The sequence below is a fragment of the Micromonospora sp. MGP-C2 genome, from assembly GCF_057766525.1.
Genome location: NZ_JBYMEN010000002.1, coordinates 1,711,383 through 1,728,961, shown reverse-complemented (window position 1 = coordinate 1,728,961; position 17,579 = coordinate 1,711,383). Strand labels below are relative to the sequence as shown.

Genomic DNA, 17,579 nt, shown 5'->3' with positions numbered 1-17,579 from the left:
CCCCGCTTGCAGGGGAGAGCCGCTTGCTGAGCCTGTCGCTACGTGGCGGCGATCGGGTAACCGATGGCGGCGATGTCCTTGCGCAGGTCGTCGAGGGTGAGTTGCGGGTTCAGGGTGCGTATCACGGTGTCGGTGAGCGGCCGGTGAGCGACGATGTGCTCGACTGCGGCGCGGTTCAGCTCGGTCTCGTAGTAGTCGCTGGCGAACTCGATGTAGTGGTCGACGATGTCGTCGAGCAGGATTTCGAGCATGCCGGAACCGTCCGGCCCGGTGTCGTCGTACGGTCCGCGCAGTGGTGGGAAGGTGATGCCGTCGCCAGCGTGCCAACGGTCGTCATCGGATAGCCGCCACAGCACCGCGGTCGCGATAAACTGCCCGCTCTCATCGCAGAAGGCCGGTTCATCCACCTGCGGGCGTAGCAAGGCGGGGATGCCGTCAAGCAGACCCGGCCACAACTCATGGTCCGGGTCGCCGTAGGGCGACATGGCCGACTCATGGTCAAAGACCCGGATGAACGCTCCGTCGACGGCGAACACGACTGCCCACTCATCACCGCTTCCGTTGCTCATCAGCGCCGCATCGTCCGAACCCCACGCCGAGGTATAGGCGTAGTACGGTGCTCCACCATCGATGATGCGTTCCAGCACAGCCAATGCTTTGCAGCGCTGCCGCAGCCGTCCGATGGCCGGCAGTCTGACGGCGATGTCGTAGGCGGTCACCGGCTGACCCTACTGGCGTTGCGGCGACTCAGATCACCGGCAGCCGCGATCGGCGTGGCACGCGGAGTAACAGGGGCGGGGGATGCCGAACGCGCCGACGAGCGCACGGTGTCCGCTCAGCAGGCTTGTTGTGGTTAGCATCGCTCGTGACAGATCTGCATGTACTTCGTGTGTTCTGCGGTCCCGGCGGCACGTACGGAAACCAGCTCGGCGTTGTTCTTGACGGCCATGCCGTGGCCGCTGGACAGGACCGCCATGCCGTGGCCGCGCGACTGGGCTTCAGCGAAACTGTCTTCGTCGATGATGCCGGCACAGGAACCGTCGATATCCACACGCCGAGCGTGCGGCTGCCGTTTGCCGGTCATCCGTTGGTGGGCACCTCCTGGTTGCTGAGTCGGCTCGGAGCCAGGCCGGAACTCCTGCACCCGCCAGCGGGATCGGTGCCAACCTGGCAGGACGGCGAGTTCACCTGGATCAGTGGTCGCTCGCAGTGGGTGCCCGACAGGCGCATGCAGCAGTACGCCTCAGCCGAGGAGGTCGACGCCTTGCCGTGCCCGCCGCCAGGTGACGGGTGGCTGTACGCGTGGGCGTGGCAAGACCGGGCCGCCGGTCGGGTGCGTACCAGAGGATTTCCCCGCCGGGGCGACGCCATCGCCGAGGATGAAGCCACCGGCGCGTCCGCGATCGTGCTCACCGCGGAACTGCAGCGGGCGCTGGACATCACCCAGGGCAAGGGATCTCAGATCCTGACCCGACCCGGTCCGAACGGCACCGTCGAGGTCGGTGGCCGGGTCATCCTTGAGGAAACCCGCTCCCTCTGAATGAGCCCTGTCGGTCAGCGAGTCTGCCTGCCTACACCGGGACTGCCTGCGCACTGCTGGCGGCGTCATGGGCGGACATTGTTTCCTGCCTGCGGGGTTCCTCGCGCAGGATGGCGCAGTGCAGCCACGTGTCCGGGATGGCGAAACCGTCCACGAGCGTTCGCATGTGCGGGCGCAGCTCTTTGAGCAATCCGTTCACCACGCCGGTGATCGCCTTCGAGCGGGCCGGCGTGAGCCGGCCGTGCTCCAGGAACCACCCCTTGTTCGCCTCGATGACGCTGAGCGCGTACAGGTCACAGACGCGGGAGAGAAGCGCCTGGACCGCCGGGTCGGCGGTGTCCTCGATGCCGGCGACGAACGCCTCCAGGGTGACCCGGTCGATGTGCGCGGCGGCAACGGCCAGGACGTGGTCCTGGACGTCGTTGAAGATGTCGAAGGGGCGGTCCTTCTTGGTGGCGGCGCCGCCGCGAAGGCGACGGACAGCGCCGTCGAGGAGGTGCCGCTCACGGTCCTCGAAGGCCTTCAGCTGCCAGCCGCGGTCGGTGACGGCGACCTCCTCGTCGCGGCCGGGCACGGCACCGATCAGCCGTTCGATGAGCGACCGGGCGGCGGTGCGCTCGAGCACCATCTCGCGGACCTGCTCGGCGACGAAGGAGGCGCGCCCCCAGCCGTCCAAGGAGCCGAACTCGTCGCGGTAGCCGGTGAGCAGCCCTTTGGCCACCAGCTGCAGCAGCACCGTGTTGTCGCCCTCGAACGTGGTGAAGACGTCGGTGTCGGCCTTGAGACTGGGTAGCCGATTTTCCGCCAGGTAGCCGGCGCCGCCGCACGCCTCGCGGCACATCTGGATGGTGCGGGTCGCGTGCCAGGTCTGCGCGGCCTTGAGACCGGCGGCCCGGGACTCCAGCTCCCGCTGCCGGTGTTCGTCGACGGGTCCGTCGCCGCCCTGCACCTCGTGCAGCGCGGAGACCAGCTCGGTCTGGGCGAAGTGCAGCGCGTACGTGGTGGCCAGGGCCGGAAGCAGCTTGCGCTGGTGGGCCAGGTAGTCGTTGATCAGCACCTCCCGGTCGGCGCCGGGAGTGTCGAACTGGCGCCGGATGTCGCCGTAGCGCACTGCGATGGTCAGCGCGGACTTGGTGGCCGCCGACGCGGCGCCGCCCACGCTCACCCGACCGCGGACCAGGGTGCCGAGCATGGTGAAGAAGCGCCGGGAGTCGTTCTCGATCGGGCTGGAGTACGTGCCGTCCTCGGCGATCTGACCGTAACGGTCCAGCAGCATGTCGCGGGGCACCTGCACGTGGTCGAAGCTGAGCCGCCCGTTGTCCACGCCGAGCAGGCCGGCCTTGGGCCCGGCGTCGCCGATGGTCACGCCGGGCAGCGGGTTGCCCTGTGCGTCGCGGATCGGCACCAACCACGCGTGTACGCCGTGCCGCTGACCGTTCGTGATCAGCTGCGCGAAGACGACCGCCATGCGTCCGTCCCGAGCGGCGTTGCCGATGTAGTCCTTACGGGCCGCGTCGTGCGGGGTGTGCAGGTCGAAGGTCTGCGTCTGCGGGTCGTACGTGCAGGTGGTGCGCAGTTGCTGGACGTCGGACCCGTGGCCGGTCTCGGTCATCGCGAAACAGCCGAAAATGGTGCCCGAGATGATGTCCCGCAGGTAGGCGTCGTGGTGGCGCTGGGTGCCGAGGGCTTGGACTGCCCCGCCGAACAGGCCCCACTGCACGCCCGCCTTGACCATCAGCGACAGGTCGACCTGCGCCAGCATCTCGGTGGCGATGATCGAGCCGCCGACGTCGGCGCTGCCGCCGTACTCGGTGGGGAAGGCCGACGCGATCCCCAGTTCGACGGGGAGTTCGGTGAGCAGCCGGGAGATCCGCTCACGTGCCTGGTCACCGGTCTCGCCGTACACCGGGAGGAAACGCTCGTCGAGGTGCTCCCGGTGCGCGTTGCGCACCTTTGCCCACGGTCCGTCGAGCACGTCCCGCAGGCGAGCGAGGTCGATGTGGCCGGACGCGTGATCGTGCATGGTCACCCCTCGGCTGGTGGACATATGGGTACAGTCCGTACTCGATCAAGAGTACCGGCGGGCTGTGGCGACCTGGCGAACGAGATCGGGGTGAGACGGGACACCATCGCCGAACTCTCACACCGCGCTCAAGCGGCCGACGGGCTGGCCCGGACTGCTCCCGACCAGCCCGCCGCTCGTGCCTCAGGCCTCGTTTTCGGTGTCGGCCAACTGGTCGGCCGGGGCCTGCGCCACCGGGTGGCCGGTGTCGTCGACCAGTCCCGGCGCCATGCTGCCGCCGTGGGCGTCCTGCGCAGCCCGGGTGCTGCGGGCCCCCTCGTCCTGCGGCACCCCGATCTGCTCCCCGTCGCGTCGCTCGTCCCGCTCGGTCATGTGCGTTCCTCCTCGGTCTTGACCAGCGGCGGTACCCGAACGACCGGCCGGGAAACCGATCAGCGACCTGTCCTGGCGGCCCGGCGTCAGGAGACCGCAGGCGGCCAGCGGCGTGCGCGCCACTCGTTCCATGTCGCGAAACCAGCCGGTGGCTCATCGACGGGTTCGCTGCCGTCGAGTTCGCCTGGCGTCGGGATGTCGATGCTGGCGGCCCACTCGGCGAGTTCCTCGTCGGACATCGGCCACGTCGTGTGCGGCGCTTCGGCTTGCCGCCGGTCGAGTCGTCTGCGCTGCTCGGCTGGGGCGAGCGCGAAGTAGCGCATCTCCACCAGTGCGCCGAGGTCTGCTGCTGCCTGCCGCAGGGCGGAGCGTTCGTCCCGACCCCAGAGACCGAAATCGATCACAACGTTGTTGCCGAGTTCGAGGGCGCGCAACCCGATCTCGATGAGTCGTCCTTCGATCACGTCCTGAGCCGATGGCGGATTCTCGTGCCCGTAGAGGGCCTTCACCCATTCGTCCTTCGTCAGGCGAAGCGCTTTCCACTCGATTTCGATACGCCAAGCGGCAGTGGTCTTCCCGGTGCACGGAAGCCCGACCGTCAGGAACAGTGTTGGTCGCGTCATCAACACCCACTTCCGTTTCGGTTCCTCGGCTGGGCGAGGAAGCGCAGGTACTCCACCCGGTCAAACGGGTTGCCGTCGGTGCGGGGCCGGTGCGGCGGGTCACCGGACACCAGGCGGTCGCCGCCGGGCACCGACGACCACAGCCCTTCCCCGCTGGACAGGTCCGGCAGCCGCCGCTGCGCCTCCGGTTCGAGCCGCGCCGGTAGCACCCCGCCGATCCGCCAGCCGGCGGCAATCTCGTCGGTGCCGTCGATGCGGGCGCCGAGCCGGCCCAGGTACGACGTGACGGCGCCGAGCCGGTCGGCCGGTACCTCCGCCTCGAACCGGCGGCACGGCTCGTAGACCCGGGTGCCGGCCTCGGCGAGCGCCTGCATGAGGACGTACGGCGCCAGGTCCCGGAAGTGCCCGGCCGTGGTGATCGGCGACCAGTAGCCGCTGTGCGTGAGGGTTACCCGGATGTCGGTGACCGGCCAGCCGTGACAACCCTGGTCGAGGGCGGCCCGGGTGGCCTCCTCGATGGCCTTGTGGAACGACAGCGGCAGCGAGCCGAGCTCGACCTCCAGCCGGTAGTCCACCGCGGAGCCGGGCTCGACCCGGAACCCGACGGTGCCGAAGAAACCGTGCCCGATGATCTCCACCGCCGAGCCGATGCCGGTTGGCCGCTCGACGTGCATGAGGCGGCCCGCCCCGAACTCGGCCTCGATCCCGTACGCCTCGGCCAGCGTGGCGGCCAGCACCTCGCGCTGCACCTCGCCGTAGAGCAGCACGCTCGTGCCGCCATCCGGGGCCACCCGGGTCCGGATGAACGGGTCGGTGTCCGCGATGTCCAGCAACGCGGCGTGCAGCGCCAGCGCCCGGGCGGGGTCGCGGGGTCGCACCACCGCCTCCAGGGTCGGTGCCGGAAAGTACGACCGCCCGTCCAGGCCGGCCGAGCTGCCGAGCTGGTCGCCGAGGCGTACCCCGGTCAGGCCGGTGACCCGGGCGATGTACCCGGCGGTCAGCGCGGCCGGCAGGTCGTCCCGGCCGGTCGGCTCGGCCTGGTCGGTGGGCGCGCCGATCACGTCGAGCCGGGTGATCCGGGCGCGGGTCGCGGTTATCTGGCCGTCCGGCTCCCGGCGGTACGCGATGACCCGCTGGCGGGCCTGAAGCTCCCCGCCGTACGACCGCAGGTACGCCACCCGCTCGCCGGCGGGGTCGCGTTCGATGGCGAAGACCCGGGCCCGCGGCTCGGGCTCAGCCGGTGGCGACGCCGGAAGCAGGGCCGCGATGGCGTCCAGCAGTTCCGGTACGCCGGCTCCGGACAGCGCCGAGCCGAACAGCAGGGGGTGGACCTGCCCGCCCGCTACCTGGACCCGAAGCGACTTGTCGATCCGATCGGGGTCGGGTGGCAGGTCGTCCACGAGGGTGGCCAGCAGCTCGTCGTCGTGCTCGGCGAGGGCCTCGGCGAGCCGGTGGGCGGCGCTGCGGTCGTACCGCGGATCGTCGATCCGGAAGGCGGCCTCGGGGGTGCCGGGCCCGCGGACCGTGCCCAGCGCGGCGACCGCCGGGGTGAGCAGCCGTCGTACGTCCGCGACCAGCTCGTCGGTGCGGGCACCCCTCCGGTCGATCTTGTTGACGAAGATCAGCGCGGGTAGCCGGAGTGACCGGAGGATTCGCATGATCCGCCGGCTGTGCGGTTGCACCCCCTCGACGGCCGACAGCACCAGGATCGCCGCGTCGAGCACCCCGAGCGCGCGTTCGACCTCGGCCACGAAGTCGCTGTGCCCGGGGGTGTCGAGCAGGTTGACCTGGCGGTCGGGTAATCCGAACGCGGCGACGGCGCTGCGGATGGTGATGCCCCGGCGGCGCTCGATCTCGCCGGTGTCGGTCTGCGTGGTGCCCGCGTCGACACTGCCGAGCCGGTCGGTGACACCGGTGGCGTGCAGCAGGCGTTCGGTCAGACTGGTCTTACCGGCGTCGACGTGGGCGACGATGCCAAGGTTGATGGTCTGCATGGGCTGACGGGTCCTCGAAAGCTCGCGTCCGGATGGGCGGGAAGGTTTCGAGTCCTCGCATCGCCGTGCTCCCGTCGGTCGGTTCGATCCGTCCTGGCACCGGGCCCCGTGGTGGCGGCCTCCGGTCAGGCTGGCACAGCCGGTCCAGGTCGTCCACCAAATATGACCGGCTTGGACGAGGTGCCTGCTGGCTCCACGGACCGGTGGCCGCTCCAACGGGTGCCGGCTCGACGAGAACTGGGGTGACCGGTGGCCAGGGAAACCCCGTACGCTGGCGTGATGATCGACTTTCGCGCGGCGGTTGAGGCACGCGATCCCGATGCCATCACGGCGGCCCTGGCCGACGATGTGGTTTTTCGCAGCCCGGTGGCGTTCAAGCCGTATCCGGGCAAGGCAATCACCGCGGCGATCCTGCGCGGCGTGCTGCGGGTGTTCGAGGACTTCCGGTACGTCCGTGAGCTGAGCGGTGACGACGATCGCGATCACGCGCTGGTGTTCGAGGCGCGGATCGGCGACGTCGCCGTCGAAGGTTGCGACTTCCTGCACCTGGACGAGAACGGCCTGATCGACGAGTTCACGGTCATGGTTCGCCCGCTGTCCGCAGCGCAGGCCCTGGCCGCCGCGATGGCCGCCCAGTTCGCGCAGATCCAACGTGAGGCAACCGCCGGCTAGCGCGCCCTCCCGCTCATAGACAAAGATCGATCTGCGGTATAGCGTCCTGCGGTATACATCAGCCTCTCAACCCCCTCTGGAGAGGACATGATCATTACTCAACGCTGGCTCGGTACCGCCACGGCGATGCTGCTCGTTGCCACCATGATCAGCACCGTGCCGAGCGGCGCCCACGCCGCGCCGGCCAGTGACGTCACGATCGCCGTGGAGCACAGACTGCTCGAGGAGGCCTCGGTCACGGCGGGCCAGGGTGCCCGCGCCGCCGGTCTGGCGGACACCCGGGTGACCGTCACCCGCCGGGACGGCCGGGCCTGGGCATTCGGCACCGCGGTGCTCGTCGCGCCGCAGGAGGAAGGGCTCTACCCGTCCGGCTGGATCTTCGTCGCCCGCCACCAGCGCGGCGACTGGCAGGTCGCCTTCGAGGGGGAGGCCACCTTCGCCGAACTGACCGCGGCCGCGCCCGCCTCCGTCGTCCCCCGACAGGAAATGGCCGCTCTGACAGCCCCCGGCACCTTGGCCGCGAACGGAGACTTCCGCACCGGCATGCGCCTGCCGTTCACCGTCGGCCAGTCCTGGACCCTGCGAGGTGGCCCGCACGGCTGGTCGGGCTCCCCGCGACCGTTCAGCTCGATCGATCTCCAAGGCGGTGACCAGCGGGTGCTGGCCGTGCGCGCCGGCACCGCGTACACGATGTGCAAGGGCTGGATCCGGGTGATCCACGACCGGGGGTACGCCACGGACTACTACCACCTCTGGAACAACATCAACGTCGACGGCGCGTCCGTCTCGGCGGGCACCTACCTCGGCGACACCGGCACCGACATCACCTGCGGCGGGAGTGCCAGCAGCCGGCACGTGCACCTGGGGCTCCGGCAGAACAGCGCGTACGTGGCGATCGCGACGCACAACCTGGGCAAGTGGGTGCCGAGAGAGGGCAGCACGGCCTACGAGGGCTCCGCGCTGCACGGCTCGAAACGCGTCTACGTCGGCGGGGCGCTCTACAACTACGGCGCACTCGGCTTCACCCAGGGAATCGTCGACAGCAACGGCGGCACGTCGATCAGCCGGAGGTCCGGACCGGGCACCGGGTACGGCGTCGTCGGCTCGCTCGCGGACGGTGCCACAGCGAGCATCGCCTGCTCGTCGAACGGCACCAGTCTGACCGGCCGCTGGGGTGCCAGCACCCTGTGGAACAAGCTCACCGACGGCACCTGGGTCCCCGACGCGTACCTGTACACCGGATCGGCTAGCCAGGTCAACGGCTCGTGCTGAGGCGCCGCCCCGCGCCACGTCGGTGACAGCTGCGGAAGGGCATCGTTGCCGTCCCGGGCGGATGACCGCAACAAGCCTCCCGTTATGATCGCGGGCCGCACATCGGCCCGGACAACGTGGGGTGACCATGGCTGGCCCGTCCACCCGCTTCGTGCTCTTTCCGGGGCGTCATCACCTGCTGACCTGCTTCCAGGCTGACTACCTGCGGCGGCTCGCCGAGGACGGCGCTGTCACGATCGTCTGGGCGGTGACCTCCGCCAACCACGAGAACACCAAGCGCAATCCGGTCCCGTACCACCGGCGGGAGGCCGCGATCGAGCGATTCAGCGTGCTGAGCGGGCTGCGGTCGGTGGTCGTGCCGATCTTCGACACCGCGTACACCGATGCCTTCGCCGAGGTGACCCTCAAGAACATCGCGGTAGCCACCGGCCTCGAACTCACTCCTGCCGACACCCTGGTGGCATGCTCGACGCCGCAGGTCGCCAAGCTGTACGAGCGGCTCGGTTTCACCATCGCGCAGGTCGAGGCCGACCCGGAGCTGCGTACCACGCCCGAACGGCCCTGGGACGTCCTGCTGCGCCTGGCCGCTGGCGACGACACGTGGCGCAAGCTGACGCACCCGGCGACGATCGACGTCTTCGAGCGCTACCGTCTCGTCGACGAGATCCGGATGGTGGTCAACGATCCCCTCGTCGGCGACGAGGGTGGCCTTACCGTCACCCGCGACTACCGGACCTACGTGGAGGCCTTCGCTGGCGCCGCCGAGCGCAAGTGGGACGCCGTCCGGCAGTACGTGCAACCCGGCCGGATCGTGGATATCGGCTGTGGCGCCGGGGCGGTCCTGGAGTTGGCCGACCGGGAGACCGGCCTGCACGAGAGTGACCTCATCGGCGTCGAGGTCGCCCGACACCTCTTTCAGGAGTGCCTGCACAAGAAGGCGCAGGGCGTGTTCGGCAACGCCAACGTGTACTTCTTCCATCGGAACGTCCTCGGTGGCGCGGTCTTCAAGGACCGGTCGGTGGACACCACCCTCACCTTCGCGCTGACCCACGAGATCTGGTCGTACGGGCGGCAGCGGGAGTCACTGTTGCAGTTCGCCCGCCGCATCCACGACCACACCGTGCCCGGTGGCGTCTGGATCAACAGCGACGTGTGTGGCCCGGACGATCCCCATCGTCCGGTGATCCTGCGGCTCGTGGCGGATGACGGCGACAACCCGGCATCGCCGCACCGGGACCTCGCCAGCCTCGACTCCGCCGAGGTCAGGCGGTATGTCGGCGGACTGTCGACGCGGGCACGGCTGGATCAGTTCGCTGTCGACTTCGCGTTCCCCTTCGACTACGAGGCGCTGCCCGACGGCTCGGTGCGGCTTGAGCTCGGCTCCGCGATGGACTACCTGACCCGCAAGGACTACACCGACAACTGGCTCTCCGAGACGAAGGAACAGTTCTGTGGCCTCAGTTTCGCCGAGTGGACGACCCTGCTGACCGAAGCGGGCTTCGAGATCGGTCCTGCCTGCACCGCCGTCCGCAACGAGTGGGTGATCGACAACCGGATCGCACCGGTCGCCTCTCTCGTCGACCTCGATGGCCAGCCCCTCGACTGGCCGACGACCCACATTCTCACCGTCGCCCACCGACCCTGGAACGAGTGAGGCAGCGCCGCGAGCACGTCGAACTCACCGTTGCCGAGGTCCGCCGCGGCGAACGGCGGCCGTAGGGCTGCGTCGAGTACGACGGCCAGCCGCTGGACCGACCGATGGTCAGCAGCGGGCTGGGGTCGAGGTCTGGTCGCTCGCGTCGCCATTGACCAACGGTCTGCGTGATGCGGTCGTCATCCACGTTGCACCTTTCCTTCCATGGAAGGTAACTTGCCTTCCATGGAAGACAATTCTGGCCGTGCGTCGACGGTCACGGCGTACGTGGACCCCTTCGAAGGGACACCTACCGCCATGACGACAGAAGCGAACGAACGCGCCCGGTCCCTGTCCGCCTCCGACGCGCCGCTGCGCCAAGCCCGTAACTCCGCTGCCTTCTGGGCCACCACCGGGCAGGTCCGCGGCCACGAGGTGCTCCGTCGGCGGGGCTTCCTCGCCGTCGTCGGCGACGGGCGCGCTGGCCTGCGCATCCTGATCCAGGAGCCCGACCTCCGTCGTGAGGAACTGGCCGAGATCACCGAACTGGCAGCCCGGGCGACCGGGCCGGTGGACGCCGAGGACCCGTTCAGCTCGACGGATCTGCGCCACCTCGACATGCGTTCCTGGCAGATGCCGGTCATGCTGCGCCAGCCCGGCGTCGTGGCCGAGCCGGAGATGACGGTCATCCGGCTGCGAAGCGAGGAGGACCTGCGAGCCGCGGAGCGTACCGTGATCGCCGCTTTCGAGCTGGCCAGGTTCGTGCCCTACCGGGCCGGCGAGATGTTCCCGACGGCGTTGATCCACCAACCAGGCGTGGAGGTGTTCGTCGCCAGCCTGGATGGCGAGATCGCCGGGGTGTGCGTCACCGTCGTGCACGGTGGGCTCGGCAGTCACTACTGGGTCGGAACCGCACCGGCGTTCCGGTCCCGTGGTGTCGGGCGGGCGGTCATGCTGGGATCCCTGGCTCCGATGGCGGACCTGCCGGTCACGCTGACCGCCTCCCGGCTGGGCCAGCCGCTGTACGAGTCCCTGGGGTTCGCCGTCACCGCCGCCTCGACCTGGTGGTCGTCCCGGTAGGAGTCCGGCGCGACCACAGAATTTTGGTCATCCACGCTCGAACCGCCTGCTGACCTGTGCGTCACTCGACTGTGGAAGGCTCGGAGCCGTGGATCAGTTCATCAACGTGGGTGACGGGTCCGTGTGGGCCCAGGACACCGGGGGTGGCCTTCCGCCCGTCGTGCTGCTGCATCCGGGCGTTGGCGACTCTCGCATCTGGGACCCGGTGTGGGAGCGGCTCGCCGGGCAGCACCGGTTGATCCGGTACGACGTGCGGGGCTTCGCGCGCTCAGCACCGCCGGCCGGGCGGTTCTCCCGGCTGGACGACCTGCGTCGGGTGCTCGATCGGCTCGAGGTCGGGCCGGCGTTGTTCGCCGGTTGCAGCATGGGCGGCGGCACCGCGCTCGACCTCGCCCTCGCAGAGCCGGATCGGGTCCGCGGGATGGTGCTGGCCTGCCCCGGCATCTCTGGCGCCCCGCCCGCCCACGATCCCGACGACGAGCCGGACAGCTCCGACCCGGAGATCTTCCTCGAACAGGGCATCGCCCGATGGGCCCGCGCCGGCCGAGATCCGCTCGTCGTCGATCTGCTGCGCTCGGCGGTTCGGTTCTGGCTCAACTGGGGCGACGCCTTCACCGATGACGGCGACGCGTGGTCCCGGCTGGAAAGTGTGGCCACGCCCTGCGTGCTGCTGCTCGGCGATCTCGAGCGCCAGTCGTTCGTCCCGGCCTGCGTCGAGGCCGCCCGACGCATTCCCGGGTGCCGCCTTGTGCGGATACCCGGCGCCGACCATTTCGTGCCGTTGCGGGCACCCGACGCTGTGGTGGAGGCGCTGCGCTCGCTGCGTGCTGATCGGACCGGCCACCAGTTGTCCCGGTAGCCCGACGGCAGCCCTTACGCAGCAGCGCACCTGAACAGGGCATCGTGACCCTGCGGAGGTGGCCGACGGTTGCCCGAGCGGCTCAATCCGATGGTGGTTGGCGGCGGATGACCAGGAGGGCGATGTCGTCGTTGGGGTGCTCCTCCGCGGTTGTGGCCATGATGTGGTCGCACAACGCCTCGGCTGGCCCGGACCGCACGGCGTCGGCGAGGCGCTCGATCCCGGTGTCGATCAGTTCGGTGCGGCGTTCGATCAGTCCGTCGGTGTAGAAGATGAGCGCCGCGCCCGGCGGTAGGTCCAGCACGGTGTTGCGGCGAGTGGCTGATGGTCGGCCCACACCGAGTGGCCGGTCCACCGTCAGGTTGACGAGCGCGGTGGGACGGCCGGGGACAGCCAGCAGCGGTGGCAGGTGGCCGGCGGAGGAGAGGTGCACCCTCGTGCGATCGGGTGTGATCAGGGCGTAGACGGCGGTGGTGAGGGTGCCCGCTTCGAAATGGTGGATCTTGCGGTCGAGGGATGTCAGCGCTTGGGCGGGGTCGTCGGAATCGAGGGCGTAGGCGCGCAACGCGCTGCGGATGCGTCCCATGACGACGGCGGACGGCAGTCCGTGGCCCGAGACGTCGCCGATGACGGCGCCCAGCCAACCCGAGGGCAACGTGAACACGTCGTACCAGTCGCCACCAATGCCCAGGTCGTGGCCGGGCACGTACCGGGCGGCCAGATCCAGGCCGGGGATGTCGGGTAGCCGGCCGGGCAGCAGGCTACGTTGCAGGGCCAGCGCTGCCTGCCGGTCGAGGACCTGCGCTCGGGCCCGACCCGCGAGGCTGGCGCGATCGGCAACCAGCTGCAACAGCCGCACGTCGTCGGGACCGAACCGCCGCAGGGCCAGGGAGCCGACGTGCAGTACGCCGACGAGGTCGCCGTTGACGAGCATGGGCACGCCGAGCAGAGCACGTACGCCCGTGGCGAGCAGGACGGGATTGACCACGTCGTCCGGCGTGACGTCATGGATCGTGACCGGCGCACGTGTCGCCGCCACTCGCCCGGCGAAGCCACGTCCGACCCGGAGGCGGAAACCGCGACGTACCTCCTCCTCCAGGCCTTTTGCCGCTGTCGCGACGAGCTCGCCGGTGTGTTCGTCCAGCAGCAGGATGGTGGCGGTGTCGACCTTGAGCAGGTCCCGGACGCGTTCCAACAGCTCGTCGAGCAACTCGGCGACGTGCAGCCCCGAAAGGGCGGCATCGGTGATCGCCTCGATACGACGCAGCCGCTCGTCATTGGTCATCAGCTCGGCGTCCGCCACGCAGGCAGCCTAGACGCCGGCACGCCGCCGACAGCATGCCAGCAGCGAGATCAACAGTGTTGCGCCGCCGAGGTGGGGTATCTTCCCATGTCACATCGATGCGTTGATCGTCCGGCGAACCCGTTCCGGAGAGCTGTCCTCCCTCGTGCCATCGACAAGCTCACCGGCTCCACGTCCGACGGGGAGGGGAAGCAGTGACGAACCCACCGCTCGGCCACCATGCTCCCTCCGCCAGGAAGCCGCTGCTCTCGACGTCGTTCGCCCTCGCCGACCTGACCCGCGTCCGACGCGAGGTTGAGGCCGCCAGCCGCCGGTGCGGCCTTGGCCACGACGAGATCGAGAACTGGGTCACTGCGGTCAACGAACTGATGATCAACGTGATTCGGCACGGAGGCGGCAGAGGTGGCCTACGCCTGCTCCTGGATGGCCAGCTCACCTGTGAAGTCACCGACCACGGGCCGGGCTTCAACACCGCGCATTACCTTCCGCGCACCGAGCGACCACCCCTGTCCGAAACGGGAGGTATGGGCCTGTGGGTGGTCGGGCAGATGGCCGACTACCTCCTCGTCGTCAGCGGACCCACAGGGACCACCATTAGCATCGCGGCACGCACCAGCGGCACTTTCGCATAGCCTTCAGAGCCCGGCTGCGGCGTCGTATCGGCGGCGCTGGTCGGCCATTTCCGAGTCGGTCAGCGCCTCCTTGAGCGCCAACTCCGCGTACTTCTCCGGGAACATCTCGCGCAGCCGGTCGGTGAACATGACGTCGGCAGTCGCCTCGACCACCTGGATGCCCGGAGGTTCGGTGGACATGTCCATGATCACGGGGCCGGCCAGCTTGACCGCCACGTCCCAGGGGCGCTTCTGCTCGGCGACCCCGCAGAGGTGGAAGCCGTAGACCGTCCGCACGTCGGCAAGCGCGCTGACCTTGGCCGGCTCGTAGCCGTAGACGCGGACCCCGCAGATCACTGCCGGCTTCTCGGTGGTCACCTGCTGGGCAGTGTGTCCGGCGTGGTTGTGCTGCCCCGGGTCCGCCTGTTCGAGCGTGGTACGCATCCGAGCCATGATCTGCCCCTGCAGATCGGCCGGCTCCGCCTCCGGGTCGGGCCGGTTGAGCAGTACGACCGCGCCGGCCGACACCACCAGCAGTATCACCGCCACCCACACGTAGCGGTTTCGGTGCCAACCCGCGAAACGTTCTCGGGAAATCATGATTGCTTCTCACCTCGTCGCCGGTTCTGGTGCGCTGACGGACCGGATCGGACGCGCGGCGTGTCAGACGTCGAGCGCGTCGGCCGTCGGGGGATGGGCAGTGAGGAATGCGTACGGCGGGCGAGGATGCCTGCCCGGCACGATGCCCGTCGTCCTGGAGACGGCCCGGCGATGCGGCATGCGAGCGTCCGCCAAGCGGCGCGCTGCCGGCACTGCGATGCTCCCGCGCTGGCCGTTCCCAGCGCGGTTGCCCCCGCGCTGCGGCGATGTGAGTCATTCCAGCACGCCTGAGCCCGTTCTGGCAATCGACAAGCATCAGTGTGCATTCGTTCCGCCTTGACGGATGACGAGGTCCTGCTCATCGACGGGCCTCCACGTCTTGGCAGGGGCGCGCACCTCCGATACCGTCCTGGGAACGCTCCCATGAACGTGGAAACATCTATGTGATCAGGAGGCAACACGTCGTGCCTACCCTCTCCTCGCTTCGCCGCAGATCGGCGGCCATCAGCATGGCGGCCGTCGCGGCCGCCACCGTCGTGGGCGTCTGCCTGACCGTCGGCAGTGCCTCCGCCGGCACGCTGTCCGGCTCGCTCTACCGCGACCCGAGTTCGGCCGTCGTCCGTTGGGTCGCCGCGAACCCCGGCGACTCGCGTACCGCCGTCATCCGCGACAAGATCGCGAGCCAGCCGCAGGCCCGCTGGTTCGCCAACTTCAACCCGTCGACAGTGCAGTCCGAGGTCTCCGAGCACATCGGCGCCGCCAACGCGGCGCAGCAGATCCCGGTGCTGGCGGTGTACGAGATCACCAACCGGGACTGCGGCGGAGCCAGCGCCGGTGGGGCGCCGGACCTCAACCAGTACCAGACGTGGGTGTCCAACTTCGCCAGGGGACTGGGCAACCAGACCGTCATCATCATCCTGGAAACCGACTCGCTCGCCCTGCTGACGTGCCTGAGCAGCGGCGAGATCAGCGCTCGCAACGAGGCGATCTCGACGGCCACCCGGACCATCAAGTCGGCCAACCCCAACGCCAAGGTGTATCTCGACGGCGGTCACTCCACCTGGAACAGCGCGGGGGAGACGGCCAACCGGCTCCGGGCGGCCGGCGTGCAGTACGCCGACGGCTTCTTCACCAACGTGTCGAACTACAACTCCACCTCCGGCGAGGCGAACTTCGGCCGGAACGTCATCTCCGCCCTCAACGGCATGGGCATCTCGGGCAAGCGCCAGGTGATCGACACCAGCCGTAACGGAGGCGCCAGCGGGGACTGGTGCGGCGACGACAACACCGACCGGCGCATCGGGCAGTACCCGACGACCAGCACCGGCGACAGCAACATCGACGCGTACCTCTGGGTGAAGCCGCCGGGGGAGGCGGACGGGTGCCGCTACACGGCCGGTTCGTTCCAGCCCGAACTGGCCTTCAGCCTGGCCAACGGCGCGCCCAACCCGCCCACCACCGCGCCTCCGACGACCACTCCGCCGACCACCACTCCGCCGACGACCACCCCGCCGACGACCACCCCGCCGAACAGCTCGCCGCCGACCGGTGACGGCTGCTACGCGGATGTGGCGGTCAACCAGTGGGCCGAGGGCTTCACTGCGACCGTGACGGTCACGGCCGGCAAGTCGGAAATCAACGGCTGGAAGGTGACCGTCGAACTGCCCGCAGGCGCCGCGGTCACCGGCACCTGGAACGCGCAGGCCAGCGGCACCAGCGGCACCGTCCAGTTCACAAACGTGAGCTACAACGGACGCGTCGCCGGCCGGCAGTCGACCACCTTCGGCTTCCAGGGCAACGGCACCGGCCCGGGCAGGATCGCCGTCTGCGTCGGCTGACCCATCAGGGAGCTGCGGCCCGGCGCGGAGGAGCACTCTCTGCGCCGGGCCCGTCCCCGTCCTGCGGTAAGGGCCGGACCGGCCGGCGCCCAGGTTCCGGTGAAGAAGTGCGGTTCAGTCGACCCGCTGGGCCAGCACCTGACCCGGCCAGGACCCAGACAGGAAGGTGTGGGTGGGGGTGAACCCGTGGCGCTCGTAGAACGCCACCAACTCGCCACCGCCGCCCGCCCAGCAATCGACCCGTAGCAACCGCACGCCCGCTCGTCGGGTCTCGTTCACGGCGTGTGCCAACAGGGCAGACCCCAGGCTCCGGCCGGCGAATCGTCGGTCGGAAACCAGGAGACGGACGTAGCGCTCCGGTTCTGCCGCAGGCGCGATCGGTGCTTTCGGATCGGGCCCGGAATCCAACACCAATGCCGCGGCCGGCGTTCCGTCCATTTCCGCGATGAACGGAAGGCTCTCGGTCAGATACCGGTCGACCAGCTCGACCCGTTCGGGCTTTTCCGAGAACGGGGTCGTGCCCCACTGCTCGGTGTTGCCGCGATCGTTCATCCAGGCCACCGCGGAGTCGAGCATGGTCAGCACTGCGGGTGCGTCGGCCGGGCCACCGCGTCTGATTCGTACGCCGCGGGTGGGGTCTTCCATGGCGGAATTGTAATCTGTGGCTCATGGAAGACGCCGACCAGCGGGACCCCCAACCTGGGCGGGGGACGGTCCAGCGGATGGACAACATCGCCATCGTCGTCGACGACCTCGCGGCTGCCAGGGCATTCTTCGTCGCACTCGGCCTGGAGTTCGAAGGTGAGGCGACAGTCGAGGGCAGCGCGGTGGACCGCCTCGTCGGGCTCGAGGGAGTCCGCTCAGACATCGTGGTGATGCGCACCCCGGACGGCCACGGACGGCTCGAGCTGACCAGGTACCACACGCCGTCGAGCCCAGACGGTGACCCGCGGGCGCCGGCGAACACGCTGGGCGCGCATCGCGTCATGTTCGCCGTCGAGGACATGGACGACATCCTCGACCGCCTGCGGCCACACGGAGCGGAACTCGTCGGCGAAGTGGTGCGGTACGAGAACAGCTACCGGCTCTGTTACCTCCGTGGCCCCGCAGGCATCATCGTCGCGCTGGCCGAGCAGATCACGTGACCCGTCCGGGCATC

General features: G+C 69.3%; 17 protein-coding genes. 9 read left to right on the top strand and 8 right to left on the bottom strand.

From position 1 onward, the window contains the following. Nucleotides 1-38 precede the first annotated feature (38 nt). Nucleotides 39-719, bottom strand: coding sequence for a hypothetical protein (locus tag AC3CF1_RS07545; protein ID WP_488449921.1), 681 nt, complete (start codon nt 717-719; stop codon nt 39-41). 146 nt (nt 720-865) lie between these two features. On the opposite strand from AC3CF1_RS07545, the gene AC3CF1_RS07540 reads away from it, so the two are divergent. Continuing rightward, on the top strand, nt 866-1,540 hold the full coding sequence (locus AC3CF1_RS07540) for a PhzF family phenazine biosynthesis protein (RefSeq protein ID WP_488449920.1): 675 nt from the start codon (nt 866-868) through the stop codon (nt 1,538-1,540). Between the two features lie 31 nt (nt 1,541-1,571). On the opposite strand, the gene AC3CF1_RS07535 is transcribed toward AC3CF1_RS07540, so the two are convergent. The 4 genes from AC3CF1_RS07535 to AC3CF1_RS07520 form a co-directional block, all read right to left on the bottom strand. Beyond that, nucleotides 1,572-3,563 carry an acyl-CoA dehydrogenase family protein gene (locus AC3CF1_RS07535; RefSeq protein WP_488452048.1) on the bottom strand — a complete coding sequence of 664 codons (1,992 nt, stop codon included), beginning with the start codon at nt 3,561-3,563 and terminating at the stop codon, nt 1,572-1,574. 183 nt (nt 3,564-3,746) lie between these two features. After that, the gene (locus AC3CF1_RS07530; protein WP_354980974.1) at nt 3,747-3,935 is read right to left on the bottom strand and encodes a hypothetical protein; all 189 of its coding nucleotides are present in this window, start codon (nt 3,933-3,935) and stop codon (nt 3,747-3,749) included. Nucleotides 3,936-4,021: 86 nt separating this feature from the next. Then, nucleotides 4,022-4,558 carry an ATP-binding protein gene (locus tag AC3CF1_RS07525; RefSeq protein ID WP_354980973.1) on the bottom strand — a complete coding sequence of 179 codons (537 nt, stop codon included), beginning with the start codon at nt 4,556-4,558 and terminating at the stop codon, nt 4,022-4,024. Then, nucleotides 4,558-6,552 (bottom strand): GTP-binding protein, encoded by a 1,995-nt coding sequence (locus tag AC3CF1_RS07520; RefSeq protein WP_488449919.1) that lies wholly within the window; start codon nt 6,550-6,552, stop codon nt 4,558-4,560. The genes AC3CF1_RS07525 and AC3CF1_RS07520 overlap by 1 nt, the downstream gene beginning before the upstream one ends. A gap of 279 nt (nt 6,553-6,831) precedes the next feature. Between AC3CF1_RS07520 and AC3CF1_RS07515 the strand changes: the two genes are divergently transcribed. The 5 genes from AC3CF1_RS07515 (at nt 6,832) to AC3CF1_RS07495 (ending at nt 12,068) form a co-directional block, all read left to right on the top strand. Next, on the top strand, nt 6,832-7,224 hold the full coding sequence (locus AC3CF1_RS07515; protein ID WP_210793778.1) for a nuclear transport factor 2 family protein: 393 nt from the start codon (nt 6,832-6,834) through the stop codon (nt 7,222-7,224). A gap of 87 nt (nt 7,225-7,311) precedes the next feature. Beyond that, the gene (locus tag AC3CF1_RS07510) at nt 7,312-8,496 is read left to right on the top strand and encodes a peptidase M23 (protein ID WP_355161677.1); all 1,185 of its coding nucleotides are present in this window, start codon (nt 7,312-7,314) and stop codon (nt 8,494-8,496) included. Between the two features lie 127 nt (nt 8,497-8,623). Continuing rightward, entirely contained in the window at nt 8,624-10,150 is a 1,527-nt protein-coding gene (locus AC3CF1_RS07505; RefSeq protein ID WP_354980970.1) for a class I SAM-dependent methyltransferase, read from the top strand. Between the two features lie 297 nt (nt 10,151-10,447). After that, on the top strand, nt 10,448-11,209 hold the full coding sequence (locus AC3CF1_RS07500; RefSeq protein WP_355161679.1) for a GNAT family N-acetyltransferase: 762 nt from the start codon (nt 10,448-10,450) through the stop codon (nt 11,207-11,209). Between the two features lie 88 nt (nt 11,210-11,297). Next, nucleotides 11,298-12,068: an alpha/beta fold hydrolase gene (locus tag AC3CF1_RS07495; protein WP_354980968.1), complete on the top strand. Its 771-nt coding sequence runs from the start codon at nt 11,298-11,300 to the stop codon at nt 12,066-12,068. A gap of 82 nt (nt 12,069-12,150) precedes the next feature. Here the strand turns inward: AC3CF1_RS07495 and AC3CF1_RS07490 are convergent, their stop codons facing one another. Beyond that, entirely contained in the window at nt 12,151-13,371 is a 1,221-nt protein-coding gene (locus AC3CF1_RS07490) for a PP2C family protein-serine/threonine phosphatase (protein ID WP_354980967.1), read from the bottom strand. A 194-nt stretch (nt 13,372-13,565) separates the two neighbouring features. Between AC3CF1_RS07490 and AC3CF1_RS07485 the strand changes: the two genes are divergently transcribed. Then, the gene (locus AC3CF1_RS07485; protein ID WP_354980966.1) at nt 13,566-14,003 is read left to right on the top strand and encodes an ATP-binding protein; all 438 of its coding nucleotides are present in this window, start codon (nt 13,566-13,568) and stop codon (nt 14,001-14,003) included. 3 nt (nt 14,004-14,006) lie between these two features. Here the strand turns inward: AC3CF1_RS07485 and AC3CF1_RS07480 are convergent, their stop codons facing one another. Next, nucleotides 14,007-14,582 carry a hypothetical protein gene (locus AC3CF1_RS07480; protein WP_354980965.1) on the bottom strand — a complete coding sequence of 192 codons (576 nt, stop codon included), beginning with the start codon at nt 14,580-14,582 and terminating at the stop codon, nt 14,007-14,009. A gap of 509 nt (nt 14,583-15,091) precedes the next feature. Between AC3CF1_RS07480 and AC3CF1_RS07475 the strand changes: the two genes are divergently transcribed. After that, nucleotides 15,092-16,420 carry a glycoside hydrolase family 6 protein gene (locus AC3CF1_RS07475; RefSeq protein WP_488449918.1) on the top strand — a complete coding sequence of 443 codons (1,329 nt, stop codon included), beginning with the start codon at nt 15,092-15,094 and terminating at the stop codon, nt 16,418-16,420. 114 nt (nt 16,421-16,534) lie between these two features. Here the strand turns inward: AC3CF1_RS07475 and AC3CF1_RS07470 are convergent, their stop codons facing one another. Then, complete coding sequence (locus AC3CF1_RS07470) at nt 16,535-16,996, bottom strand: GNAT family N-acetyltransferase (RefSeq protein ID WP_355161685.1); 462 nt, start codon at nt 16,994-16,996, stop codon at nt 16,535-16,537. Between the two features lie 92 nt (nt 16,997-17,088). Between AC3CF1_RS07470 and AC3CF1_RS07465 the strand changes: the two genes are divergently transcribed. Then, nucleotides 17,089-17,565, top strand: a complete 477-nt coding sequence (locus AC3CF1_RS07465) for a VOC family protein (RefSeq protein ID WP_355161681.1) — start codon at nt 17,089-17,091, stop codon at nt 17,563-17,565. Nucleotides 17,566-17,579 lie beyond the last annotated feature (14 nt).

Excerpts from the sequence above, each read along its gene's own strand:
- AC3CF1_RS07480 (WP_354980965.1), bottom strand. The coding sequence starts at position 14,582 with ATGATTTCCCGAGAACGTTTCGCGGGTTGGCACCGAAACCGCTACGTG.
- AC3CF1_RS07525 (WP_354980973.1), bottom strand. The coding sequence starts at position 4,558 with ATGACGCGACCAACACTGTTCCTGACGGTCGGGCTTCCGTGCACCGGG.
- AC3CF1_RS07515 (WP_210793778.1), top strand. The coding sequence starts at position 6,832 with ATGATCGACTTTCGCGCGGCGGTTGAGGCACGCGATCCCGATGCCATC.
- AC3CF1_RS07520 (WP_488449919.1), bottom strand. The coding sequence starts at position 6,552 with ATGCAGACCATCAACCTTGGCATCGTCGCCCACGTCGACGCCGGTAAG.
- AC3CF1_RS07510 (WP_355161677.1), top strand. The coding sequence starts at position 7,312 with ATGATCATTACTCAACGCTGGCTCGGTACCGCCACGGCGATGCTGCTC.
- AC3CF1_RS07475 (WP_488449918.1), top strand. The coding sequence starts at position 15,092 with ATGGCGGCCGTCGCGGCCGCCACCGTCGTGGGCGTCTGCCTGACCGTC.
- AC3CF1_RS07505 (WP_354980970.1), top strand. The coding sequence starts at position 8,624 with ATGGCTGGCCCGTCCACCCGCTTCGTGCTCTTTCCGGGGCGTCATCAC.
- AC3CF1_RS07530 (WP_354980974.1), bottom strand. The coding sequence starts at position 3,935 with ATGACCGAGCGGGACGAGCGACGCGACGGGGAGCAGATCGGGGTGCCG.
- AC3CF1_RS07500 (WP_355161679.1), top strand. The coding sequence starts at position 10,448 with ATGACGACAGAAGCGAACGAACGCGCCCGGTCCCTGTCCGCCTCCGAC.
- AC3CF1_RS07535 (WP_488452048.1), bottom strand. The coding sequence starts at position 3,563 with ATGCACGATCACGCGTCCGGCCACATCGACCTCGCTCGCCTGCGGGAC.
- AC3CF1_RS07465 (WP_355161681.1), top strand. The coding sequence starts at position 17,089 with ATGGAAGACGCCGACCAGCGGGACCCCCAACCTGGGCGGGGGACGGTC.
- AC3CF1_RS07470 (WP_355161685.1), bottom strand. The coding sequence starts at position 16,996 with ATGCTCGACTCCGCGGTGGCCTGGATGAACGATCGCGGCAACACCGAG.